General features: G+C 64.2%; 26 protein-coding genes. 21 read left to right on the top strand and 5 right to left on the bottom strand.

The annotated features are described in order from the left end of the window. The first annotated feature begins 103 nt into the window (after positions 1–103). The 12 genes from AS26_RS03045 (at position 104) to spo0A (ending at position 12,097) form a co-directional block, all read left to right on the top strand. Positions 104–1,117 (top strand): NAD(P)/FAD-dependent oxidoreductase, encoded by a 1,014-nt coding sequence (locus tag AS26_RS03045; RefSeq protein WP_062306031.1) that lies wholly within the window; start codon positions 104–106, stop codon positions 1,115–1,117. Positions 1,118–1,196: 79 nt separating this feature from the next. Continuing rightward, on the top strand, positions 1,197–2,042 hold the full coding sequence (locus AS26_RS03040) for a bifunctional 5,10-methylenetetrahydrofolate dehydrogenase/5,10-methenyltetrahydrofolate cyclohydrolase (protein ID WP_062306029.1): 846 nt from the start codon (positions 1,197–1,199) through the stop codon (positions 2,040–2,042). Positions 2,043–2,048: 6 nt separating this feature from the next. Beyond that, a complete protein-coding gene (gene xseA, locus AS26_RS03035; protein ID WP_062306028.1) occupies positions 2,049–3,458 on the top strand; it encodes an exodeoxyribonuclease VII large subunit in 1,410 nt (469 codons plus the stop codon). After that, positions 3,409–3,648, top strand: a complete 240-nt coding sequence (gene xseB / locus AS26_RS03030; RefSeq protein ID WP_062306026.1) for an exodeoxyribonuclease VII small subunit — start codon at positions 3,409–3,411, stop codon at positions 3,646–3,648. The genes xseA and xseB overlap by 50 nt, the downstream gene beginning before the upstream one ends. A gap of 27 nt (positions 3,649–3,675) precedes the next feature. Then, complete coding sequence (locus AS26_RS03025; protein ID WP_245629576.1) at positions 3,676–4,554, top strand: polyprenyl synthetase family protein; 879 nt, start codon at positions 3,676–3,678, stop codon at positions 4,552–4,554. 752 nt (positions 4,555–5,306) lie between these two features. Next, the gene (locus AS26_RS03020; RefSeq protein ID WP_062306068.1) at positions 5,307–5,906 is read left to right on the top strand and encodes a CNNM metal transporter family protein; all 600 of its coding nucleotides are present in this window, start codon (positions 5,307–5,309) and stop codon (positions 5,904–5,906) included. After that, positions 5,903–6,742, top strand: a complete 840-nt coding sequence (locus tag AS26_RS03015; protein ID WP_062306022.1) for a TlyA family RNA methyltransferase — start codon at positions 5,903–5,905, stop codon at positions 6,740–6,742. The genes AS26_RS03020 and AS26_RS03015 overlap by 4 nt, the downstream gene beginning before the upstream one ends. Next, entirely contained in the window at positions 6,739–7,239 is a 501-nt protein-coding gene (locus tag AS26_RS03010) for a hypothetical protein (RefSeq protein ID WP_062306021.1), read from the top strand. The genes AS26_RS03015 and AS26_RS03010 overlap by 4 nt, the downstream gene beginning before the upstream one ends. Positions 7,240–7,254: 15 nt before the next feature. Continuing rightward, on the top strand, positions 7,255–8,103 hold the full coding sequence (locus tag AS26_RS03005; RefSeq protein ID WP_062306019.1) for an NAD(+)/NADH kinase: 849 nt from the start codon (positions 7,255–7,257) through the stop codon (positions 8,101–8,103). Positions 8,104–8,116: 13 nt separating this feature from the next. Beyond that, the gene (recN, locus tag AS26_RS03000) at positions 8,117–9,790 is read left to right on the top strand and encodes a DNA repair protein RecN (protein ID WP_062306017.1); all 1,674 of its coding nucleotides are present in this window, start codon (positions 8,117–8,119) and stop codon (positions 9,788–9,790) included. 99 nt (positions 9,791–9,889) lie between these two features. Beyond that, complete coding sequence (gene spoIVB / locus AS26_RS02995; RefSeq protein WP_062306016.1) at positions 9,890–11,140, top strand: SpoIVB peptidase; 1,251 nt, start codon at positions 9,890–9,892, stop codon at positions 11,138–11,140. A 174-nt stretch (positions 11,141–11,314) separates the two neighbouring features. Further along, positions 11,315–12,097: a sporulation transcription factor Spo0A gene (spo0A, locus tag AS26_RS02990; protein WP_174519913.1), complete on the top strand. Its 783-nt coding sequence runs from the start codon at positions 11,315–11,317 to the stop codon at positions 12,095–12,097. On the opposite strand, the gene AS26_RS02985 is transcribed toward spo0A, so the two are convergent. Beyond that, positions 12,048–12,455, bottom strand: a complete 408-nt coding sequence (locus tag AS26_RS02985) for a hypothetical protein (RefSeq protein ID WP_062306013.1) — start codon at positions 12,453–12,455, stop codon at positions 12,048–12,050. The genes spo0A and AS26_RS02985 overlap by 50 nt on opposite strands. Positions 12,456–12,590: 135 nt before the next feature. Between AS26_RS02985 and hemQ the strand changes: the two genes are divergently transcribed. Both hemQ and AS26_RS02975 read left to right on the top strand, forming a co-directional pair. Next, positions 12,591–13,343, top strand: a complete 753-nt coding sequence (gene hemQ, locus AS26_RS02980) for a hydrogen peroxide-dependent heme synthase (RefSeq protein ID WP_062306011.1) — start codon at positions 12,591–12,593, stop codon at positions 13,341–13,343. 18 nt (positions 13,344–13,361) lie between these two features. Next, entirely contained in the window at positions 13,362–14,531 is a 1,170-nt protein-coding gene (locus AS26_RS02975) for a M20 family metallopeptidase (protein ID WP_062306010.1), read from the top strand. Positions 14,532–14,541: 10 nt separating this feature from the next. On the opposite strand, the gene AS26_RS02970 is transcribed toward AS26_RS02975, so the two are convergent. After that, positions 14,542–15,288, bottom strand: a complete 747-nt coding sequence (locus AS26_RS02970) for a M48 family metallopeptidase (protein ID WP_062306008.1) — start codon at positions 15,286–15,288, stop codon at positions 14,542–14,544. A 105-nt stretch (positions 15,289–15,393) separates the two neighbouring features. Here AS26_RS02970 and AS26_RS02965 point away from each other — a divergent pair, with 105 nt between their 5' ends. Further along, entirely contained in the window at positions 15,394–15,918 is a 525-nt protein-coding gene (locus AS26_RS02965; protein WP_062306007.1) for a hypothetical protein, read from the top strand. Positions 15,919–15,923: 5 nt separating this feature from the next. Here AS26_RS02965 and AS26_RS02960 read toward each other — a convergent pair whose 3' ends face one another. From AS26_RS02960 to AS26_RS02950, 3 genes are all read right to left on the bottom strand, one after another. Next, positions 15,924–16,427: a permease gene (locus AS26_RS02960; protein ID WP_062306005.1), complete on the bottom strand. Its 504-nt coding sequence runs from the start codon at positions 16,425–16,427 to the stop codon at positions 15,924–15,926. A 15-nt stretch (positions 16,428–16,442) separates the two neighbouring features. Beyond that, complete coding sequence (locus AS26_RS02955; RefSeq protein ID WP_062306003.1) at positions 16,443–17,777, bottom strand: glycosyl hydrolase family 18 protein; 1,335 nt, start codon at positions 17,775–17,777, stop codon at positions 16,443–16,445. A 76-nt stretch (positions 17,778–17,853) separates the two neighbouring features. Then, the gene (locus tag AS26_RS02950; RefSeq protein ID WP_062306001.1) at positions 17,854–18,522 is read right to left on the bottom strand and encodes a molybdenum cofactor biosynthesis protein; all 669 of its coding nucleotides are present in this window, start codon (positions 18,520–18,522) and stop codon (positions 17,854–17,856) included. 48 nt (positions 18,523–18,570) lie between these two features. Between AS26_RS02950 and moaC the strand changes: the two genes are divergently transcribed. From moaC to AS26_RS02920, 6 genes are read left to right on the top strand one after another with little or no spacing between them, the layout of a single operon-like run. Beyond that, a complete protein-coding gene (gene moaC / locus AS26_RS02945; RefSeq protein ID WP_281176937.1) occupies positions 18,571–19,089 on the top strand; it encodes a cyclic pyranopterin monophosphate synthase MoaC in 519 nt (172 codons plus the stop codon). 50 nt (positions 19,090–19,139) lie between these two features. Next, positions 19,140–20,066, top strand: a complete 927-nt coding sequence (lipA, locus tag AS26_RS02940; protein ID WP_062305998.1) for a lipoyl synthase — start codon at positions 19,140–19,142, stop codon at positions 20,064–20,066. Positions 20,067–20,071: 5 nt separating this feature from the next. After that, positions 20,072–20,755 carry a lipoyl(octanoyl) transferase LipB gene (lipB, locus tag AS26_RS02935; RefSeq protein ID WP_062305997.1) on the top strand — a complete coding sequence of 228 codons (684 nt, stop codon included), beginning with the start codon at positions 20,072–20,074 and terminating at the stop codon, positions 20,753–20,755. Continuing rightward, positions 20,752–21,819: a M20/M25/M40 family metallo-hydrolase gene (locus AS26_RS02930; RefSeq protein WP_062305995.1), complete on the top strand. Its 1,068-nt coding sequence runs from the start codon at positions 20,752–20,754 to the stop codon at positions 21,817–21,819. Before lipB ends, AS26_RS02930 begins: the two co-directional genes overlap by 4 nt. 18 nt (positions 21,820–21,837) lie before the next feature. After that, positions 21,838–22,365 (top strand): NUDIX hydrolase, encoded by a 528-nt coding sequence (locus AS26_RS02925; protein ID WP_062305994.1) that lies wholly within the window; start codon positions 21,838–21,840, stop codon positions 22,363–22,365. A gap of 2 nt (positions 22,366–22,367) precedes the next feature. Beyond that, positions 22,368–23,528 (top strand): endonuclease Q family protein, encoded by a 1,161-nt coding sequence (locus tag AS26_RS02920; RefSeq protein WP_062306066.1) that lies wholly within the window; start codon positions 22,368–22,370, stop codon positions 23,526–23,528. The last annotated feature ends 14 nt before the right edge of the window (positions 23,529–23,542 follow it).

Here is a 23,542-nt window from a genome sequence, read left to right as displayed (position 1 = left end):
TCAAACAGAAAATTGTCGACAAAGCACATGGGCATTGATAGTCTTTTCGGACCTATCTTGCTATAATGAGGCGCGTAGTGTCGTGAACAAAGGAGGTTCTGCGTTGTCGGAGAACGTACAGGTGCCAGAGAATGTCACAGATATGCTGATCATCGGGGGGGGCCCGACCGGACTTTTCGCTGCGTTTTACGCGGGGTTGCGTAACTGTTCTTGTAAAATTATTGATAGTTTGCCTCAATTGGGCGGACAGCTTGCGATGCTGTACCCCGAAAAGTATATTTACGACGTCGCCGGATTTCCGAAAATTCGCGCGCGTGATCTCGTCGATCAGCTGATCGAGCAGGCCATGGCCTTCAAGCCGGGCGTTCACTTGAACGAGTCCGTCGAGCGGCTCGTCAAGCGAGAAGATGGGCTGTTTGAACTGCACACGAATCAGTCGGTGCACGTTGGCAAGGCGGTCATCATCTGCGCCGGTATCGGGGCCTTCACGCCGAGGCCGCTTCCTGCGGAGTCCGCGAAGCACTTTGAGGGGCGCGGCGTGGCGTATTACATCGATAAGATCGATCATTATCGCGGCAAGCGGGTGCTCGTGATCGGCGGGGGCGACACAGCGGTGGATTACGCATTGATGCTCGAGGAAGTCGCCGAATCGGTCACCCTCATCCATCGCCGCGACGGCTTCCGGGCTCATGAGGACAGCGTGCGCAAGCTGTTTGAGTCTCGCGTGCACGTGAAGACGTTCTACGAGTTGGTGGACGTGCAGGGTGGGAATTGGGTCGAAAAGGCCGTCATCGTGAACAACCAGACGAAGCAACACGAGGAACTCGAAGTCGACGCGATTGTGAGCGGCCTCGGATTTCACGCCTCGCTCGGCCCCATCAAGGAGTGGGGGCTTGAGATTGAGAAGAACGACATCGTCGTGAATTCCAAGATGGAAACCAACATCCCCGGCGTCTACGCAGCGGGAGATATCGTCACCTATCCGGGCAAGTTGAAGCTCATCGCGACGGGCTTTGGCGAAGCGCCGACGGCGGTGAATAACGCAAAGACGTACATCGACCCCAAGGCGAAGCTGTTCCCGGGTCACAGCACGAGTATGACGAACCTCGGGCACTGAGGATGGCGGACAGGCTGTTCGGCTCCGCGGAGCGGACAGCCTGTCGCTTTCTGTCTTCTGGATGGAGGCGTGAGGCGAAATGGCGCAGCGGTTGGACGGCAGACGAACCGCCGAGCGCGTGCAGGAAGCGCTCAGGCGGCGCGTGGATCAGCTCGTGTCGCGCGGCATCGTGCCCAAGTTGGTGATGCTCGTCTCCGAGGCGGACGAGATATCCCTTGGACACGTGCGGCGGAAGGCGCGCTTTGCGCGCGGAGCCGGGCTTGTGGCGGAAATCCGAACGTTTCGCCCGTCCGACGGCCCCGAGGCTCTTCGTTTGGCGATTGGCCGCCTGAACGAGGACGACGACGTGGATGCCATCCTGGTTCAACTCCCGCTTCCCGCAGGGTGGGACGAGGTAGACATGCTGTCGCACCTGCGCCCCGACAAGGATGTGGATGGGCTTCACCCGCAGAACCTGGGGCGGATCGCTTTCGGCCGGCCTCGGGTTTGGCCGTGCACCGCGCGGGGCATCGGGGAACTTTTGGAACACCATGAAATTGGTGTGCGCGGCAAGGTGGCGTGCGTGATTGGGCGGAGTCCGCTGGTCGGATGGCCCATCGCGCAGTGGTTCATGGCGCACGGGGCCACCGTGATACAATGTCATCGGCAGACGCCGTCCATCGCGGTGTGGACCAAACAGGCGGATATCGTCGTGAGCGCGGCGGGTGCACCGGGGTTGGTTGGCGCGGAGGAGGTGCGGCCTGGCGCGGTCGTGATCGACGTGGGAATCACGTACACCGAGGACGGGCCGCGCGGGGATGTGGATCCAGGTGCGGCAGCGCGCGCTTCGTGGATCACGCCGGTACCGGGCGGCGTGGGGCCCATGACGGTTGCGATGGTGGCCCAAAACGCTGTGGATTTGTGCGCGATGCGGCGAGGGAGGTAGACGTGGATGAACGCGCTGACGCGCGCCGCAGACGCGGCGGAGGCTGTGCTCTCCGTCACCGAACTCAATCGGCGGATCAAAGAGCGCTTGGAGTCGGACCCGAGACTCCTTCAGTGCCGCGTGGTCGGAGAGATTTCGAATTTCAAACACCACCCGAGCGGCCACATGTATTTTACGCTCAAGGATGAGACGAGCCGCATTCGCGCGGTCATGTTCAGCAGTCGAAATCGCCGCCTGCAATTTCAGCCGGAGGACGGCATGCGAGTCATTGCCTTCGGATCCGTCGGCGTCTTCGAGCGGGACGGCCAGTACCAGCTGTACGTGGAGGACCTGGAGCCGGACGGACTGGGCGCCCTGTACGTGCGCTACGAGCAGCTTCGCCAGCAACTCGCCGCAGAGGGGCTGTTTGCCCAGGAGCGGAAGCGGCGACTGCCTCGGTTTCCGCTGCGCGTGGGCGTCGTCACCAGCCCCACGGGTGCGGTTATTCGGGACATCTGCACGACTATCGAGCGACGTTATCCGCTCGCGCGTGTCGTCCTCGCGCCGGCGCAGGTGCAGGGTCCCGATGCGGCACCCACCATCGTGCGCGCCCTCGAGCTGCTGTACGGGCTGGAACCCAAGGTGGACGTCATTATCGTCGGTCGAGGCGGCGGTTCCTTGGAGGAGCTCTGGCCCTTCAACGAGGAAATGGTGGTGCGGGCTGTGGCGCGATCGCCCGTGCCCGTCGTGTCGGCGGTCGGGCACGAGACCGACGTGACCCTGTGCGATTTCGCGGCGGACGTTCGAGCTGCGACGCCAACGGCGGCCGCGGAGCTTGTGTGTCCTCACCAGGCTGAACTCCGGGCGTACCTGGAACAGGCTTTGGCGAGGGCGCGGAAGGCCGCCTTCGTCAAGGTCGCCTGGTGGCGGGATCGCCTATCCGATTTGGCGACACGGCCCGTGCTTCGCGATCCGGCGCGCATCATCGCCGCGAGGCGGCAGCTCGTGGACTACATCGAGACGCGCGTGCGCGAGGCGCAGCGCCGCCCCATTGGGCTTCGGCGTCGAACGCTGGCGGAGTTGGAACGAAGGCTTCAACGCGTGGAGCTCCGCGGGGCCATTCAGGCGCGAAGGCGGGACTTGATGCGGCTCGAGCACCAGTTGCAATCGCTCGCCGAGCGCCAGGTGCTCTTGCAGAGCCGAAAGCTCGACGCGATGATCGGCAAGCTCGAAGCGCTGAATCCTCTGGCCGTGTTGCGGCGCGGATACGGCGTGATTCTCGACGAAGACGGGCAATCCGTCATCACCTCGGCCCAATCGCTTGTGCCGGGCAAGCGAATTGGGATCCGAATGCACGATGGCACGGTGGAAGCGGAGGTGAAGGCGCGTGGAGGAGACGCGGGCGGCCGAGTGGAACAGCTCCGGTTGGACCTTTGAGCAGGCCATGCGGCGGCTGGAGGAAATCGTGCGCCAGCTGGAGGCAGGGGATCTGCCGTTGGATGCGTCCATCCGGGCGTACGAGGAGTCCATGAAGCTCGTGAAGTTTTGTCGGGAGCAGCTCGATAAGGCGGAATTTCAGCTCGAAAAGCTCGGTCAGGAGCTGGCGGACGAGTCCGTTTCGCCCTGACCGGCGCTGGCCAATCCGGGGGTGGATGTGTTGCAGACGTACCTCGAGGCGTGCAAGGCGGCGGTCAACGACTTTCTCGCGCGCTTGTTCGAACCGACGGGCCTTCACGCTCGGCTAAAGGAAGCGATGAAGTACAGCCTGATGGCCGACGGCAAGCGACTCCGCCCGGCGCTCGTCATCGCGACGGCCGAGACCTTTGGTGTGCCGAGGGATCGCGTGCTGCCCGCCGCCGCTGCGGTGGAGCTCATTCATTGTTATTCGCTGATTCACGACGACCTTCCGTGCATGGACGACGACGATCTCCGGCGGGGACAGCCGACGAACCACGTCGTCTTTGGCGAGGCCATGGCGCTCTTGGCCGGGGACGCGCTCTTGACGGAGGCTTTCCATTTGTTGTCTCGTCCGCTGGAAGGCGTCCCAGCCGAGAGGCAGTTGGCGATGATCCGCACATTGGCTTCGCGGGCCGGCGTGGACGGCATGGTGGGCGGACAGGCCGTCGACATCGAGCGCACGGGGGGGCAGGGGACCCTTCAGGACGTCGAATTCATTCACCTCCACAAGACGGCTCGGCTCATCCAGGCGTGTGTCGAGATTGGAGGCTATTTTGCCGATCTCGACGATCAGGTGCGGCAGTCGCTTTCATGTTACGGCGAGTGCCTGGGTTTGGCATTTCAGATGATCGACGACGTGCTGGACGTGACCGCGTCGACCGAGCAACTCGGCAAGACGGCCGGAAAGGACGTCGAGGAAGGGAAGCTGACCTATCCACGTTTCGTCGGCGTGGAGAGGACGCGCCAAATGGCACAAGACGTCATCCGGCGCGGCGAGCAGGCGTTGGCCCAGGTTGGGGTGCGCTCGGAACCGCTGCAGGTCCTCCAGGCGCTCATCGTGGAGCGGGACCGGTGACGGCGTCATCTCGCCGCAATGGAGAACGCCCCAGCGTCTCCCTCTGTGGGACCGCGAGCAGTGTGGTATAATGACGTTGAGCGCAGTCCGACGAAACGTCCCTGCGGGTGGCGCAGTATTCTAGTCAACCGTCCGCGCCTGAAGACGGGGCTAAAAATCCGTCAAAGGGCACATCGATGAAGTTCCTGGTGTGGGCTTGGGGCGCCCAGCCCTGGGCTCATGCTGGGAGTTAAGAAGGTTGGGCAGCCCGCAATGGCATGCGGGACGTGACCCAGCCTTCGCGGAGGCCCAAGTTCGTAGCTGGAACCATGGTTTTTGCTATGGCTTGGGGTATGAACCTGCATGCGGAGGCAATCTGTGTGCAGCGTAGCCTGCCTTGAGTGGTACTGAAGGATCCCAGGAATTCAGGTGGTCGGCCGCGGCCACGGCGCGACCACCGGTGCTGGGTGAAATCCGTACTGCAAAAGAGGCTAGGGCGCGGGAGCGGTTGTCGCGGAAAACGCCTAGACTGTTCGCCACGAGGCGAGGCTCCCTGAGGATTATAGTGTGGACTAAGTGGTAATCCAGTCTGGCTGTCGGCGACGCGGCCAAGGCGCTCTGAAAGGGAAACCGCCGGGACGGCGACGTCTCGGTGAGCGCTTGGGAAAACCTACTGGACCTAAGCCACAGCGTTTACTCAGGGAGTTGCCACCCGGGCATCGATACATACACGAATGGCGGCCGCGGTCCTGCGGCGCGCCGAGGGAGCGCGCGTGAGAAAGACGACTTCGAAAACCGCAAATTACGCGTTTGCGCTGACGATTGCCGCACTGACCTTGCCCATCAGTGCGGTTTTCGATACCTCGACCATTTTTCTGAATTCGGCCCGCTGGTACATCGGGGCGTCCATCGTGGTCGTGATTGTCCTGGTGGGGGCCTTGTTTGATATGCTCGGCATGGCGGCCGCGGCTGCGCGGGAGACGCCCTTTCACGCGATGGCGGCCAAGCGGGTGTTTGGCGCGCGCCGCGCCATTGTCATTGTGCGCAACGCGGAGAAGGTCTCGAGCGTGTGCAGCGACGTGATCGGCGATATCGCCGGCGTCTTGAGCGGTGCGGGCGCTCTTGCCGTGAGCGCTCAGGTAATCCAGGCCATTCAGGCGCACGGGTGGGCCCCGGAGGCGCTTCGCATCGGTATCACGGCGGTCATCACGGCGCTCACGGTGGGCGGGAAAGCCATCGGAAAGACCATCGCCATTCACTCCCCGACGCCCATCATCTTGTTTGCTGCGCGCGTGTGGGAGTCGTTCGCCGTGCTGTGGGGTCGACGCGCGCCGTCGCAAAGGCGGCGGGCGGATCGGGGGCGGGACGGATGACGAAGACGAGACTGGATCTCCTGTTGGTGTCGAGGGGGCTTTTTGCGAGCCGGGAAGCGGCCAGGCGCGCCATTATGGCCGGACTCGTGCGCGTGGACGGCGTGCGCGCCGACAAGCCGGGCTTGCGGGTCGCGGACGAGGCGCGCGTCGAGGTGGAGCGGCCGAGACGCGAGTACGCGTCGCGCGGCGGGCTGAAGTTAGAGCACGCGCTCGACACATTCGGCATCCGCGTGGACGATCGCGTCGCGGTCGACGTCGGGGCGTCGACGGGCGGGTTCACCGATTGCCTCTTGCAGCGCGGAGCCCGGTTGGTCTACGCGGTCGACGTGGGCTACGGCCAGCTCGCGTGGCGGCTGCGCCAGGACGAGCGGGTTCGCGTGATGGAGCGCACCAACTTTCGTCACGTCGACCCGCTGCGATTTGACCCGCGGCCAGATCTCGCGGTGATGGACGTGTCCTTCATCTCTATTCGCCTCCTGTTCCCCAAACTATCCGAGGTCTGCCGCAGCGACGCCGACATCGTGTCGCTCATCAAACCTCAGTTCGAGGCCGGGCGGGATCGCGTGGGCAAAGGCGGCATTGTGCGCGATCCGGAGGTTCATCGGGCCGTGCTCCTGGACATCCTGAAGAGTATCGAGTCCATGGGTTGGTGCTGCCGCGGGCTGACGTATTCTCCCATCACCGGGGGAGACGGAAACGTCGAGTTCCTGGGTTGGTTCCGCATGCATCCGGATGCCGACGAGACCATGCGGTGGATGGCGGAGAGCAGGCACATCGTCGAGGCCGCATGGGCCCGCCTGAAGAGCGGCACGGACCCGAACGGGGGCACGGCATGATCTCAACGCTTGCGCTGGCGTGCGCCCTCGCGGCGATGGCCATAGGGCTCCGATCGCTCGCCGGGGCGCTGTGGCATCGGAACGAAGAGGTTCCTGTGGAGGGGCTCAAGACCATGGGGCGGCGGTGGCTCGAGGCGAACGGGTACGAGCTCGTCCCCCACAGCGAAGGGGTCACCCACGTGACCCGGACGGCATCCGCTCGATGGTCCGGATCGCTTCGCCCGGACTTCATTGCGCGCAAAGAAGGGCGGGAGTATGCTGTTTTTGTTCGCACGGAGCCGGTCCCGGAGGAAGCGCTGCATGAGCGGTATGCATTGGTCGCTTTGCTGCACGGAGCGAGCGGCGTGATCGTCATCGATGTGATGCAGGAGTCCGTCCAGACCGCGCTGTACGAGTGGCACCGCCCGCGCCATGTTCGGCGCAAAGAAGCGGTTCGTCGCGCCCTGTGGGCGCTTGGCGGCGCGCTGGTGGCACTTGTCGCGTGGAAGCACGGCTGAGGATGGGGGAGGACGTTGCGCCAAATAGGCCTGTTGTACAATGTGCACAAGCAGGAAGCGTGCTCGGTGCGGACCGACATCTTCCGGCAGTTGGAACGAACAGGGGTTCGCGTCGTCGATGTGCCGATCGACCACGACACCGCCATTGTCGAGACGCACCCAGAGCTGAAATCCTGTGAACTCGTCATCGTGCTCGGTGGAGACGGCACGCTGCTCGGCGTGGCCCGCCAGTTGTCGCCGTTTCATGTCCCCATGTTTGGCGTCAACATTGGCCACCTCGGGTTTTTAACGGAGTCGGAACCTTCGCAACTGGAGATTGCGCTCGAGCGCATCATGGCGGGGGAGTACAACCTGGAGACTCGCCTGATGCTCGAGGCGTTCGTGTATCGGGATCTACGCGAGATCGCGCGTTTCACGGCGCTCAACGACGTGGGCGTGGGCAAAGGCTCGTTTGCGCGCATGGTCACGCTCGACGTCCACGTGGACGACGTGTACGTCGACACCTACACGGGTGACGGCGTGATTGTCGCGACACCCACAGGATCCACCGCCTACTCGCTGTCCTGCGGAGGCCCCATCGTGAGTCCGCATTTGCAGGTGATGGTCCTGACGCCGGTGTGCCCGCACACGCTGTTTTCCAGACCCTGCGTGATCGATGCCTCCTCGTGGGTGCGGCTTTCCGTGCATGCGCGGCACGGGGATGTGGAACTCGCGGTGGACGGGCAGGAGGGCATGCGGCTTCTCGCCGGAGACGAGGTATTGGTGCGGAAGGCTCCGTTCCAAGCGACGCTCGTGCGCTTGCCGGATCGCGAGTTTTTTGGCGTGTTGCGGAGCAAGCTCCACGGAGATCCATCCTCCACGTGAGGGGGGCGGAGACATGCTGCAGGAGTTGTATGTGCGCCACTTCGTGTTGATTGACGAACTGCGGCTTCAGCTCGATCGCGGCCTGCACGTGCTGACCGGTGAGACGGGGGCTGGCAAGTCGCTCGTCCTCGACGCCACGCGCGCTATCTTGGGCGGGCGCGTCGCGAGTCCTACGGCGTCGGACGGCTCGCCGGCGCTGGTAGAAGCGGTGTTCGACATCCAGGCGAACGAGGCGGCGGACCGGCTCCTTCAGTCGTGGGGCATTGATCACAGCGGCGAGATCGTCATCTCCCGGACGTTTCATCCGAACGGTCGGGCGCAAAATCGCATCAATGGCCGATCCGTCACAGTGCAGATGCTCCGAGAGCTCGGCGATACTCTGGTTGAACTCCAAGATCAACACGAATCCATCGCCCTCATGACGACTTCGTATCAGCGCCGCCTGCTCGATCTCTACGGGCAGCACGACGAGCTTGTGGCCTCGTGCGCCGACGCGTATCGCGCCTGGCAGGACGCGGCCCGCGACTGGCGCGAGGCCTTGGTGTCGGATCGCGAGCGCGCGCAGCAAATGGACCTCTACGCCCTCCAGGTACGCGAACTCGAGGAAGCCGGGCTTCGCCCCGGCGAAGAAGACGAGCTGCGCGCCGAACGCGAGCGCCTCAAGCGCGCGCAACAGATGGCGGAGTCGCTGGGGCAGATGGCGGCGCTTTTGGACGACGGGCAAGCCGGCGCCATTGCGAGACTTCACGAGGCTTGGCGCTTGGCCGCGGACTTGGCCGGATCGAGCGATCGCGTCGGCGAGATCGCCAAGCTGCTGGAGACTGCCCGCGTTCACGCCGAGGAAGCGTCCTTCACGCTTCACCGGTTCTTGTCGCGACTGGCGCACGATCCGGCGCGCCTCGCGGAGATTGAGGAGCGTCTGGCGCTCATTCGCAAGCTGTCGCGCAAATACGGCGCGACCACCGAAGAGATGCTCGCTTACCTCGAGCGCGCAAGAGCCCAACTGGACGCCTGGTCGAAACATGAGGAGCGCCTCGCAGAACTGGAGGCCGAGGTCGGGCGGCGCGAAGCCGCATATCGCGAGATCGCAGCGCGCCTTCACGAGGCGAGGGCCCAAGCCGCGAAGTCTCTCGGTGAGGCGATTTCCCGCTCGCTCGCTCGACTCTCGATGGCGGGTGCCCAGTGCGAAATCGAGGTGGCTCCGCGGGAGGACGCGCCGAGCGAACATGGGTGGGACGAGATTCGTTTTCTGTTTCGCGCAAATCCGGGTCAGCCCTTGATGCCCTTACAGAAAGTTGCATCCGGTGGCGAGCTTTCGCGCATGCTACTCGCAGTCAAGGTCGTGATCGCCAGCCTCGAACGCACGGACACGTTGATCTTCGACGAGATCGATCAGGGCGTGAGCGGAGAAGCGGCGCTGCGCGTGGCAGAGATGCTGAGAGAACTTGGACAAGAGAAACAGGTGCTCTGCGTCACCCATTCGCCGCAGGTGGCCGCCGCGGGTCATGTGCACCACCTCGTCGCCAAAGCATCGGAGGCCAATCGCGCCATCACCCGTGTGACGCGATTGGATGACGGCGGCCGCATCGAGGAGATCGCGAGGCTTCTTGGATCCGATTTGTCGGATGCGACGGCCCGGGTGCACGCGCGCGCCCTTTTGGAAAGCTTCCGAAGCCAGTCCACGTGACGGCGGTTCGGGGAGCTTTTTGCGGTCATACGACCACCCGCCGGGGGCACCTTAGATGCACGCGACACGAGGTGTTACTCACGGGAAGGGGGATGCACCATGGCGGGGTGGCTGCGCGCGCTCAAGGTCGCCGTCCTCGTGGCTGCGACCGCGCTCCTCTGGATTCCGCCGGTTCGCCACCTGGTGGAATTGCCCACATCGGTCGAAATGTCCACGGACGACGAGATGGCCCTGCAGTCGTCTCATCCCTTCTCCATGCATGCGTGGGTTCGGCCGGTCGATCCGCTTGAAGCCGTCACGGTAACCTCGGATGCGGGCGATTTTGACGTGACGGATCGCATCCTCGGCTTCATTCCATGGCGCACGCGGGTGCATGTGCAGCCCGCCGAACGGGTGGTAGTGGGAGGGCAGGCTGTCGGCATTCGCCTGCTGTCCGAGGGGCCCATGGTCATTGGATACCGGCGCGCGGCCCAAGGCGTCAGTCTCGCCGAGATGCACCACATCGAGGTGGGGGACGTGATTCTCTCGGTAGACGGTGTCCCCGTGCACACGGCGAAGGACCTGCAGGCCGCGCTCCGGGATAAGCGCGGGCCGTTTCGCCTGCTCGTGGCGCGGGGCGACAAGCTGCGCGAAATTGAGATTCGAGACGCGCGCGGTGTGCCAGAGCTTGGCGTCTACGTGCGGGACAAGGCGGTCGGCGTGGGAACGCTCACGTTTTACGATCCGGCCACGGGGCGTTTTGCGGCGTTGGGGCACCTCGTGACGGATGCCGACACAGGCCAGCCCATTCAAGGGCGCGGCTCGGTCTACCAAGCGGCCATCACGGGTGTCCAGGCCGGAAGGGCAGGGCAGCCCGGTGAGAAGAAGGGCGTGTTCACCGGCCTGAATCGCGCGGTGGGCGAGATCGACGAAAATACGCCGTACGGCGTGTTTGGGCGCATGGATCCGTCTTTCGCAATGCGCACTTCGCCGCTCGCCGGGCCCATTCCCGTGGCACTGCCGGGGCAGGTCCATCCGGGCCCAGCCGTTCTGTACACCGTGCTGCATGGCGAGAAGATCGAAGCGTTTCAAGTGGTGATTGAACATACCGCACGGCAGATGAGCCCGTCCACCAAGAGCATGATCATCCGGGTCGTCGACCCCAAGCTCCTTCAGGCCGCCGGGGGCATCGTTCAGGGCATGAGCGGCAGTCCCATCGTGCAGGACGGGAGGCTGGTGGGCGCCGTCACTCATGTGTTCGTGTCCGATCCCGTCCGCGGTTACGGCGTCTACGCCTACTGGATGCTGCATCCCAACCGGCACGAGCTCACCTTTGCACCCACCGGAGCCGATCGATTGCAGGCGGCGTGAGCCCCAAGGGCCACCGCGAGCGGGTGGCCCTTGTCGATTTTTCCTTGTCGATCTTTGTCGAAAAAGGTGACATAAAGGCGAATTTTTTTACATAGTTTTGACAGGAGTCTTGGGGTTTGCGTCGAATTGGTATGTCCGGAGAAGTGCAGAGGGGGTATGGTCGTGTCCACACGCATGAAGATCTTACTGGCCGATGACCACCATGAATTCGCGGAACTTTTGAGCGAATTCATTTCCGGGCAGCCGGATATGGAGGTTTGCGGGATTGCGCACAACGGCACCGAGGTGCTCAATCTGGTTCGCGAGACGAAGCCGGACGTGCTCATCCTCGACATCATTATGCCGGTATTGGACGGGCTCGGCGCGCTGGAGCGGCTTTCGGAAGTCACGGAACATCCGCCGAAGGTCATCATGCTGACCGCGTTCGGTCAGGAGAGCGTGACTCGGCGCGCCGCGGAGCTCGGGGTCTCCTACTTTATCCTGAAGCCTTTTGACATGCCCGTGCTGGCCGAGCGGATTCGCCAGGTGATGTTCGAGGCGCCCGCCCCAGTGGCGGCGACGTCTCCGGCGCCGATGATGGCCGCACCGTCGCCGCCGTCGCGCCGCTCCATTGACGCGCAGATCACGCAAATCATCCACGAGATTGGCGTGCCCGCGCATATCAAGGGATACCACTACCTGCGCGAGGCGATAGGGCTCGTGTATGAAGACGTGGAGATGCTCGGCTCCATCACGAAGGTGTTGTATCCGAAAATCGCGCAGCGATTTAAAACCACGCCCTCGCGCGTCGAGCGCGCGATTCGCCACTCCATCGAGGTCGCGTGGGGCCGGGGCAACATGGAGGCCATTCGCCGGGTGTTTGGGTACACGGTCTCGGCCTCGAAGACTAAACCCACCAACTCCGAGTTCATCGCGATGATCGCTGACCGGCTGCGAATGGAACACCGCGTGGGGTAGGTGGCTGAGCGGAGCGCCGCCGCTTCCTGCCTCGCCATGCCCCGGTCGCCGCGAGCGCGCCGAGAAGGGCGCAGGCTCCGCACCAGAGCCAGACCGTCTCGTCCTGATAGTACCAGGCGAGCGAAGCGGACCAGAGCGCATTCGCGAAGGACAGGACCGCGGAGGCCGACAACGTCCAGACGGCGGCGCATCCCGTCAGCACCCAGGCCAGGGCCGCGGTCAACTCCGCCGCGCCGGCAGCTTCAAGTTGGGGAATGCCAGCGGCCGCGCCGGCCCGTGCCAGCGCGAGCGACGACCAAATGCCATAACCGCCGAGGATCCAACATGCGGATGCGAGCGACACTTTCCACGTGCGCATCAGATCACCCCTTCGGGCGAAGTCTCTCGAGGACATGGTATGCATGGCGTTGAGCCTGCATGTCCCTCTCCGTCGATGCCTTTTGGCGGGTCAGGGCTGTTGTGATAATGTGTACGGCAGAGGGAGGTTGACACGATGCCGGCACCGCACACGCTGGACGGATGGTATGTGCTGCACGACTTCCGCGCGATCCGCCGACAGGCGTGGAAAAACACCGACCCGCACACGGCGGCCGCCGTGCTGCGCGACTTCAGCGCGTTTGCTCAGGGCGAGATCGAGGCGCAGCGCCAGCGGCTCGGCAGTTTCGGTCAGTTTGTCGTCGCGGGCACCAAGGCGGATCTTCTGTTTGTGTACATGCGGCCCACGATTGGCGAATTAAACGATGTCAAAGCGCGGTTTGAGGCGACGCGCCTGGCGGATTTCACGGAGCGCGCGTACTCGTACGTCTCCGTGGTGGAGTTGGGCGGATACCTGGCGAAACCGGGCGTGGACATTGAGCAAGACGAGGCACTCCAGCTGAGGTTGAAGCCCCCCGTGCCCGAGATGCGGTACGTGTGCTTCTATCCGATGAACAAGCGCCGCACACATCCCGACAACTGGTACATGCTCGATGAAGACGAACGGCGGAAGCATCTCATCGCACACGGCCAAATCGGGCGCCAATTCGCTGGAAAGGTCAAGCAGATCATTTCGGGATCCGTCGGACTTGACGATTGGGAGTGGGGCGTGACGCTCTACGCGGACGATCCCATCCATTTCAAGAAGCTGATCTACGAGATGCGGTTTGACGAGTCGAGCGCGCGTTTCGCCGAATTTGGACCGTTTTACGTCGGCGAACAGGTCGACGTCGAAGGCTTGACGAAGTGGATGATGACGCTCCACGGCTGAGAGGGGAGAGGACCGGAGATGGCGGATCTCGCGCGGGAAGTGGAGGCCATCCGCGGCGATCTCGTCGCGTGGCGCCGACATTTGCATGAGCATCCGGAACTCAGTTTTCAAGAACGGGAGACGGCGGCGTTTATCGAGCGCGAACTGGCGAAGATGGGGGCGTTCGAGATCAGCCGGCCCACGGAGACGAGCGTGGTCGCTCGCTTGGTCACGGGTCGGCCGGGCCGCGTTCTCGCGCTGCGCGCGGATATCGACGCGCTTCCCATTGAGGAGGAGACCGGGCTTCCGTTCGCTTCGAAGAACCCTGGCGTGATGCACGCGTGCGGGCACGACGGGCACACCGCCATGTTGCTCGGCGCCTGCAAGGTGCTCGCCGCGCACCGCGACCAACTTCACGGAGAGATCAGGTTCATTTTTCAACATGCGGAAGAATTGACGCCCGGCGGCGCTCAGGAACTGGTCGATGCGGGGGTTTTGAACGGCGTCGACGCCGTGATCGGCCAGCACCTGTGGCAAGACATGGAGAGCTGCCGCATCGGGGTGCGGGCCGGCGAACTCATGGCCGCGCCCGATACGTTTCACATCCGGATCATCGGGCGAGGGGGACACGCGGCGCAGCCCCATCTCACCGTGGATCCCATCGCCATCGGCGCGCAGGTGGTCGTCAGTCTGCAGCAACTCGCCAGCCGGCGGGTGGACCCGTTCGAACCGTTTGTGCTCAGCGTCACCAAATTCGTCGGCGGAACCGCGGACAACGTGATTCCGAGCGAAGTGGAACTTTGCGGCACGGTGCGCACGTTCCGAGAAGAACGCCGCGCCTGGGCCGCGCAGGCGATGGAGGCCTTGATCAAGGGAATCGCCGAGGCGCAGGGCGCGTCGTACGAATTTCGCTATGAGCGGGGCTATCGACCCGTGGTGAATGATCCGGAGCTCACCGCATTCGTTCGCGCTACGCTGGTGGAGGAATTCGGCGATCTCGTCACAGAGGCCGAGCCGACCATGGGCGGCGAGGATTTTTCGGCTTACCAGACGGTGGCGCCCGGTACATTTTTCTTCACAGGGATCCGGCGCGCTGACCGAGAGGCATATCCCCACCATCACCCGCGCTTTGACATCGACGAGGACGCGCTCGTCGTCGGGTGTCGGGCGCTTGTCGCGCTCGCGACCAAGTACCTCGGGCAGCCGTGAAGCCCGAGGCTTAGGCGTTCGTCTCCAGATCCAGCCGGAACAGTTCGTGGCCGTGCAGGCGCAGCCAAGCGCGCTGCGCCTTCCAGTCCGGCTGAAAGCGCGCCACCAGTCCCCAAAACTCCGGGCCGTGGTTCAAGTGAACCAGGTGGGCGAGCTCGTGAACTATCACGTAGTCCACCACAGCTTCCGGGGCCTGAATGAGCTTCCAGTTCAGGTAGATGTGTCCCTTGCTCGTGCAGCTCCCCCATCGGCTCCGCTGCGCCTTGATCGCCATGCGGGTCGGTCGAAGCGCCATTTGCTCCGCCCACATCGCCCCTCGCGCCAACAGGTGCCTGCGCGCAAGCTCGCGAAGCAGGAAGTAGACTTGCGCGTGCACGCCGTCCTCGTGCGCAGGCACCCACACGGTGCGGCGCTCGTGATCGACGCCGCCGTGGGCCTTCGTCCACGCGCGGATGACGTACCATCGGCCGAGAATTTGGACCTCGTCGCCCTCCGCGAGGCGCTTCGGCTTGGCTGCGGCCGCTTTCGCGTGGGCCTCCCTCAGCCAGTCCAGGTTCTGCCGGATGACCTGCTCCACATCGCGCGATCTCGCCCACGGCGGCGCACTGACGGAAAATCCGCGCTCATCCGCGCGAAGGACGATGCGCTTCTGCGTGCGTTTCCCGGTTCGCACGCGAATGGTCATCACGTCCTGACCTATTTCGATTTCGTACGCGACGATGGCTCCTTCATGGTTCCGAACGGTTGTCCATCTCATATCCCCACTTTACCGCAACGAAGCGCGACGCGCGATGTGCATACCCCAGACTCCCGGCGCGCACACTACCGCCAACACGCTCGTGTCTTGGGAGGGATATCTTCCATGCGCGCTCGCCGTGCTTTTGCTGCGGTTCCTGTTCTCCTGGCGCTTATGCTCTCCGGCGTCTTCACCGGCTGCGGGCGAGAATCGGAGGTGCATCCGTCCGCGCTCGTCGGGCAGATGCTGCCGCCCTCCATCGCCGATCCGCCGGCTCGCGTGCCGTTAGCGCACTATCAGATGCGCAACCCACATTTCGAAGTGCAGAGTCACGGGCCCGCCCTGCACATCTGGTCGGACGACCACGGTTGGAACGGCCACCGGGTCGATCTGTACTATGCGCCAGCCGCGATCGTGACTGCCTATCACGGCGACTACACGCTCAAGTCCGACGCGCATTTGCAGCACATCGCATCGGTTCCCATTCGTAGCAATCAGACGTGGTTCGCCGCGTGGAACGTCGGATCGTACAGGCTTCCTGACGAATTTTATCTGCTTGCCAAGACCGACGTGGGTCAAGCCACCATTGAAAAGGTGGCGTGGCAGCAGGGCCACTACGTCGAAGGCGGTGTGGACTCGCCGGTTCAGTGACGCGCTTACCGAAAGTGGGACCACGCGCTCCAGAGCCATTCGAACAATAGGCCGCCCGCCACCGAGATGACGAGCGAGGTCGCAAACCGCACGAATGTGAACGGTACGCCGAAGAACGGGAATTCGGCAGGGAGTCGCGCCAGGGAGGTCAGCTGCCAGGATGTGGTGAACGCCACGACCGCACCGGGCGAGGCATCGGCAGCGAGCAGGCTCACCGCAAGCGGGTAGACCGCAAACCGAGACCCGGTTCCGAGCATTCCAAGCGCGGCGCCAAACACGATGCCCGCGAGTCTCGCTTCACGCCCCAACCACCGCGCCACCCATTCGGGTTCGAGCCATTGGCTGACGAGTCCCGCGAGGAACATGGAGACGAGAATCCATGGCAGCGACTGCGCGAGCATGCTGATGGAGGAGCGAGCCGCTTCCAGGGCGTCGACCGGTTCCTGTGCACACGCTAGCGCGTATCCAAGCCCCGTCGCCATCGCGATCCAGACTAGTGTCCGATCCACGTCATCATCCCCGTTTCAAGGTGAACCGTTGAGGTGCAGCGCGTGTACGGTGGTCGCCCAGGTGTTGGCGTCGGACCAGGCGAGCGACCACACGGCGACGCCTGCCAGCCCGTCGTCGGTCACGAGCTTGAGCCAGTCCTCGTACGTCTGAGACGTGGGGTACCAGACCTCTGCGTAGCCCGTCTTGGTGGGATACTGGGTAAACATCAGATCGAGGGAGTCGTTCCATGTCCCGAGCGGCAACTTATACTGGTTGAGAATGGCTTGCACGGCGCCGGCGCTGACCGCGTCGCTCTGCACGCTCCCGTCCCTGTTGACGTACCAGAAGCGCGTGTAAAGCGGGATGCCGAGGACCAGCTTGTTTGCAGGTACGCCCGTGTCCAACAGATCGTTCACGCTGCGCTCCACCCAGGGGAAGTCGGCCACGGGGCCCGGGTCTGGGTCGGTGGCCCAGTGCTCGTCATACGCCATCAGCACCACCTGGTCCACTTCGTCCGCGAGCGCGGCGTGGAAGAACGCAGCGGAGTCATCGAGCTGCACAATGTCCGGTGTCAGGTCGAGCGAAAGATCAATCCCGAGCGAGTGCAGCCGAGCGTGAAGCTGTTGCACAAAATCTGTGAAACGATTTCGGTCGGCTGCCGCCACGTTCTCAAAGTCGAGGTTGATGCCGTTGACGTGATACGTGCTCGCCTGATAGGCGATCTCGTCGATCAAATTTGCCTCTGCGCGAGGATTGGCGAGAACTTCGTGCGTGAGCGATGCGGAGAACTGGTTATCCACGAGCACCCACACTTGGATGTGGCGTTCCTGCGCATACTGCACAACCGTCGGTAGGACGCTTCCGGACAAGTTGCCCGAGGCGTCCGCGAGGTGAAGCCAGGTCGGGCTGACGACGTTGATGCCAGGGTTGTCCTGGATCCAGCGAACGCACGTCGCCGGATCGGGCGAAGGAAGCCAACCGATGACAAGCGTGTGGCGACCGCCAGCCATGGCCGCGATGGAGTTGAGCAAAGACGTCTGCAGTCCGCCCGCTGGGTCGCCGGGCGCGACCTGCGGGAGCATGTTACGAAGTATGGCGGCTGGATTGAGGAACATGGACTGCAGTCGCTCGGCCACAGCGCGGAACGGGTTCGACGTCTGAAGTTGGTCGCCGGATGGCCCGTCATTCCCGAAGAGGGCGCTCACCTCGATGGAAGCGAGCGCTTCGACCTCCGACTGTGCCAAGCGGTCGCGGAGGGGTTGTCCAATCGCGGATGCCATGGAGATCACGAAGCCTGCCGCAAGGAGCAAGAGCGCGGAGACGGCTGCGATCAGTTCGGCGATGAGGCGGGAAGGTTTGCTGCGGTTCACGCGTAGCACGCTCCTCGTCCATTGAGCCTCTGGCCCATATCTATGACGAGAGCGCCGCCATTATGTAAACCACGCGCTACGGATTCGGCCTCCATTCGGCAGATCCGTCCGCGAAAAACTCCTTCTTCCAGATGGTCACCCGAGCTTTGAGGCGGTCGATGAGCGCTTGGCACGCCGCAAACGCCTCCTTGCGATGCGGGTGCGCGGCGCCACAAATGACCGCGACATCCTCCGGATACAGCGTACCCACGCGATGCCACACGAGCGCCTTCACGCCCGCAAACTCCTCTTCGATTTCGGTCACCAACTGCTCCAGCTGGACTCGCACCATCGCCTCGTACGCCTCATACTCGATGCGCTCCGTCTGCCGAGGGCCTGTCCAAGCGCGCACGGTGCCGAGGAAGAACACGCAACCTCCGTGCCGCGCATCGGACAACAGCGCCTCGGCTTCCTTGACGTCGAGGGGGTCCCTCGTGAGCCGCGCATAGGGATGTTCGTCCTCCCCACCGCCGACAGGAGGGATGAGCGCGATCTCGTCGGTCGCGTGGACGCGCCGGGAAGGATCGGCCAGTTCCAGGTTCACGGCAACCATGACGTGCTCAAGCGCGTCGCGGAGCGATGGATAGGCTTCCGTCAGCGCGCGCAGGACATCGTCGACCGTGGCGTCGTCCGGGACGTCCAACGCCAATTTGTCTCGCCCGGCGATCTCCTTTACATTTGCGAATAGGCGAATCTCGACACGCATCACAGGATCACCTCGAGGTCCAATCAGTTGCGAGAAGGAGCGATGGACGTGGATGTTCAGGATGTGTTCCATCATTTTACTCCCGAAGGGCGCCCGCACATGGTGGACGTCAGCGAAAAGGCCGTCACCACACGCGTGGCGGTCGCGGAAGCCTACATCCGCATGTCGCGGGCGACGCGCGATGCTATTGTACACCACGCGATGGGCAAAGGCGACGTGGTGAAGGTGGCCGAGATCGCCGGCATCATGGCGGCCAAGCGGACGAGTGATCTGATTCCGCTCTGCCACCCGGTGCCGCTGCACCACGTCTCCGTGCGCATCGACGAAGAGGCGCTGGAAGCGGACGCGGCGGTCTTTCGAGTCCGAGCCGAAGTGCGCACGTCGTATCAGACCGGCGTGGAGATGGAGGCGCTCACGGCTGCGTCCGTCGCCGCGCTCACGGTCTACGACATGTGCAAAAAGGCGGATCGCGACATGACCATCGCGAACGTGCGCCTGGTGTTCAAGGACGGCGGGGCGAGCGGAAGGTACGAGCGGGACGGCTCCGGTGGTTCGGACGGCCGTTGAGCGTTACAATAGACATCGGCAAGCGACCTTGAGAACAGGGATGATGATTCATGGGCAAGCCAGAGCCGAGCGTTCGCGCCGTGCAGGCGGGCACCACCAAAGCCCGCCCGGAATGGCTCAAGATTCGCGCAAAGACGGGTGAAAACTACAAGCAACTCAAGGAAATCATGCGCACGCAGTCGCTGCACACGGTGTGTGAGGAGGCGCATTGCCCTAACTTGTTCGAATGCTGGGAGATGCGCACCGCCACGTTCATGATCCTCGGCGACATCTGCACGCGCGCATGCCGCTTCTGCGCCGTCCACACCGGCCGCCCGAACGAGCTTGACCTGCGCGAGCCGGAGCGCGTGGCGGACGCTGTCGTCGCGATGGGGCTCGAACACGTCGTGATCACGAGCGTGGCTCGCGACGATCTCGCCGACGGCGGCGCCTCCATATTCGCGGAGACCATCCGCGCGGTGCGGCGGAAGGTTCCGACCTGCAGCGTGGAAGTGTTGATCCCGGATTTCGACGGGAACTGGGATGCACTCGCCGTGGTGCTGGACGCCCACCCGGACGTGCTAAACCATAACATCGAGACCGTGCGCCGGCTGTCGGACTCGGTGCGCTCCCGGGCGAAGTACGATCGCACGCTCGAGCTGCTCCGCCGTTCCAAGGAGATGGCGCCGGATATCCCCACGAAGTCGAGCATCATGGTGGGGCTCGGGGAGACGTTTGAGGAGATTTACGAGACGATGGACGATCTCCGCGCGGTGGACGTCGACATCCTCACCGTGGGCCAGTACCTCCAGCCGACGGCGAAGCACCTGCCGGTCGTGCGGTACTACACGCCCACCGAATTTCTGCGCCTGCGCGGAGAAGGGTTGAAGCGCGGCTTCAAGCACGTGGAGTCGGGACCCATGGTTCGCAGTTCATATCACGCGAAAGACCAGGTCCCATGGCGCCAGTCGAAGATGGCCGCGCGGAGTGGGGAGTGAGTTCGTTGGCCACGTCGCTCGTTTGGCATTCGCTCGGCGTCGTCCCGTATGACGACGCCCTGGACATGCAGGTGAATCAGGCGCTCAAGCTTCTGAACCTCGAAGACGACGCGCAGACCGTGTTCGCGCTCGAGCATCCGCGGACCATCACGGTCGGCCGCAACGGGTCGGAGGCCAATATCCTTTTGCCCATCGAGGTTCTCACCCGCAAGGGATTCGAGGTGCGCATGGTCGATCGCGGCGGCGACGTCACGTATCACGGCCCTGGGCAGTGGGTGTTGTACCCCGTGCTTCATCTCGCGCCGTGGGGCAATGACGTGGCGCGATTTGTCCGCAACCTGGAGGAGGTCGTGATTCGCGCGCTCGCCGAGGACGGGATCGAGGGGCGCCGCATCGATGACCTGCCCGGCGTGTGGGTAGGCGAGGACAAGATCTGTGCGGTCGGTGCGCGGGTGAAAAAGCGCCCGTCGGGCGAATTCGTCACGTATCACGGCATCGCGCTGAACGTGAACACGAACCTCGAGGACTTTGACGTGATCGTCCCGTGCGGCATTCGCGATCGCGGCGTGACGAGCGTCGCCGCCGTCCTGGGAGAACCGCAGGACATGAAGGCGTGGGAGGACCGGCTGCGCAGGCATTTCGCCGAGGTCTTCGCCTGCGACGTCATTCTCGCGGAGGCTCCCGCGTGAGCGGGGAATCGGGTGCGGCCGACGACAAGTCGGCCCTCGCTTTCTTTCTGGAGCTCTTGCGGATGGATAGTCCGTCGGGGAGCGAGCGACGCGCGGGGCGGGCCTGCGCCGCCTGGATGGAGGACATGGGCCTGTCCGTCGCCTGGGAGCCGGTGTCCCTCGGGGACGCGGTCTCCGCCAACCTTTGGGCGTTTGCGCCGGGCGATCCGGCGCTCGATCCGGTCCTCGTATGCGCGCACCTGGACACGCGGTGGGCCGGGGTCCCCGATGTGCGGCGGCGATCCGACGGATGGATAGAGAGCGGCAACGACGTGCCGCTCGGCGCGGACGATAAGGCCGGTGTGGCCGCCGTGATGGCGGGGATGGCGCGCATCCTGCGGGAGGGCCGCCGCCATCCGCCCATTCACATCTTGCTGTCGGCCGGAGAGGAATTGGGAAGCGCCGGGGTTCGCCAGTCCCGGCGGATCGCCTTTTCGGCGAGGCGCGCCCTCGTCGTCGATGCGGAAGCGCCGGTGGGCACGCTGGTCGAGGCGGGCTACGGCCAAGCGCGCGTATGGCTTCGCTATGCTGCGCGCGGCGAAGCCGATCGGTTCTCCGTGTGGCGGGCCCTGCAGGAGGCGACGGTGCGCACCGGTTTCGGGCTGACCTGCGAACTGGTGCGCTTTGTGCCGTCGGATGCGGGTTGCGAGGCGGAAGTGGCCGTGTGGTTTTCGCCGGATGTCGACGGGCGGATCGCCAAGGCGCGCTACCGGTCGTGGGTGGCCGAACTCGAGCGAAGCACGGGGCCTCGCGACGTGCGGTCCGAGCTCGTGTACCCGGCGTACGACGTGCGGGCCAGTTCGTGGCTTCACGCCGTGCGGAGCCGGATGGAGCGCGGGGGTGGGCCGGTCACGTGCGTGCGGATGCGAGACGGCTGCGACGCGAACTGGCTCGCGTCCATGGGCCTCTTGCCCATCAACGTCGGGGTAGGCTACGAGTCGGCACACGCGCGGGCGGAGCGCATCCATGAGGAGAGCCTCGTGCGGCTCACACGACTGTTGGTCGCAGCGCTTTCCGAGCCATAGAACAGGGGGGCGACACGCATGTGGGAGCAGACGGTAGCGGAAGAGCGGCTGTTTGCCGGCCGGATCATCGATGTGCGTAGGCTCACGGTGAAACTGCCGAATGGGCGGACGAGCACGCGCGAGGTGGTGCTTCATCCGGGGGCCGTGGCCGTGCTCGCAGAAGTCGAGCCGGACAAAGTGGTTTTGGTGCGCCAGTTTCGCAAGCCGTGTGAACAGGTGTTGTGGGAAATTCCCGCTGGCAAGCTCGAGCCTGGGGAGGAACCGGAACAGGCTGCGGCGCGAGAGCTGTCCGAGGAAACGGGGTATCAGTGCCAGGCACCTCTGGTGCCAGTGCACGCCTTCTACACAGCGCCAGGCTTCAGCAACGAGAAGCTGTACGTGTATTACACGAGGGATGTGAAGCGCGGGGCGCTGCACCCTGATAGCGATGAGTTCGTGGAGTCTCAGGTGTTCGCGCGCGACGAGATCCGTAAGATGGTGGAGGCCGGTGACATTCAGGACGCCAAGACGCTCGTGGCGCTCTACTGGTGGATGGCCAGGCCGTGACGATGCAGGCGTTCGCCGATTTTCACGTTCACACGGGAGCCGCGCGCGGCCGGCCCGTCAAGATGGCCGCGTCGCATCAACTGACGGTTTCCGCGTCGCTCGACTGGGCCATGCGTGTGAAGGGATTGCACATCGTGGGGCTCGTCGACGCGGTCTGCGATCCCGTGCTGGAGGAGATCCGCCAGCTGCGTGACGCGGGGCTTCTCGTGCCGGTCCCTGGCGGGGGATTGTTGTATCAATCGTCGCTTTTGGTCGTGCTCGGCGCGGAGGTGGAGATCCGCGTATCGCCGCGCGGCGCCGCGCACTTCGGCTGTTGGCTGCCGACGGTCGAAGCGGCGGCCGACTTTCAGACATGGTTGAAAACGGTTCAGTCGAACACGAGCCTGTCGTCTCAGGTCGCCCGAACCGAGCCCGTCCGATTGGCGGACGAGGTTCACGCCCGGGGCGGCCTGCTCGTCGTGCATCATGCGTTCACGCCGTTCAAGGGGCTCATCGGGAGCGCGGCGGATCGCCTCGCGGACGTCTTGCCCCTTTGCGCCGTCGACGCGATCGAGCTCGGGCTGTCGGCTGACGCCGACATGGCGGATCGCCTGAGAGAAATGCGGGAATTCACGTTTCTGTCCAATTCGGACGCCCACAGCCTCCCCTCCATCGCGCGCGAATTCAACGTGCTGGCCGTGAACGAGCTCTCGTTCGCGGAGATTCGAGCCGCGTGCCGCCGCGCGGATGGGCGATTTGTGGAGGCCAATCTGGGGCTCTACCCGCCGCTCGGCAAGTACTATCGCACGCGATGTCGAAGGTGTGGAGCCATCGTGGCGCCGCATCCGTGCACCTGCGGCGCCGACGCGGACATCGTGCAGGGCGTGTGGGACCGGATTGAGGCCATCGCGGACGACGATGTGCCCGTTCATCCGCCGTGGCGGGCGCCGTACCGCTACATCGTGCCCCTTTCGTTTGTTCCGGGCGTGGGGCCCCGCACGTATGCGAAATTGGTACAGGCGTTCGGCGGGGAGGCACCGCTCGTCTTCCAGCCGCCGTCCGAACGGGCTATCGCGGAGGTGGTCGGCGAAAGGCTGGCTGCCCGAATTGCAGCCGCGTTGAGCGGCCGCATGGCGGTTTCACCAGGCGGGGCCGGGCGCTACGGGCGCATCGAGGAAGCGTGACGGCGTGTCCCCCG

It is taken from the genome of Alicyclobacillus sendaiensis NBRC 100866 (assembly GCF_001552675.1).
Taxonomy (GTDB): Bacteria; Bacillota; Bacilli; order Alicyclobacillales; family Alicyclobacillaceae; genus Alicyclobacillus; species Alicyclobacillus sendaiensis.
Note: the sequence above shows the minus strand (reverse complement) of the source record. Positions and strands in the feature narration are given on the sequence as shown.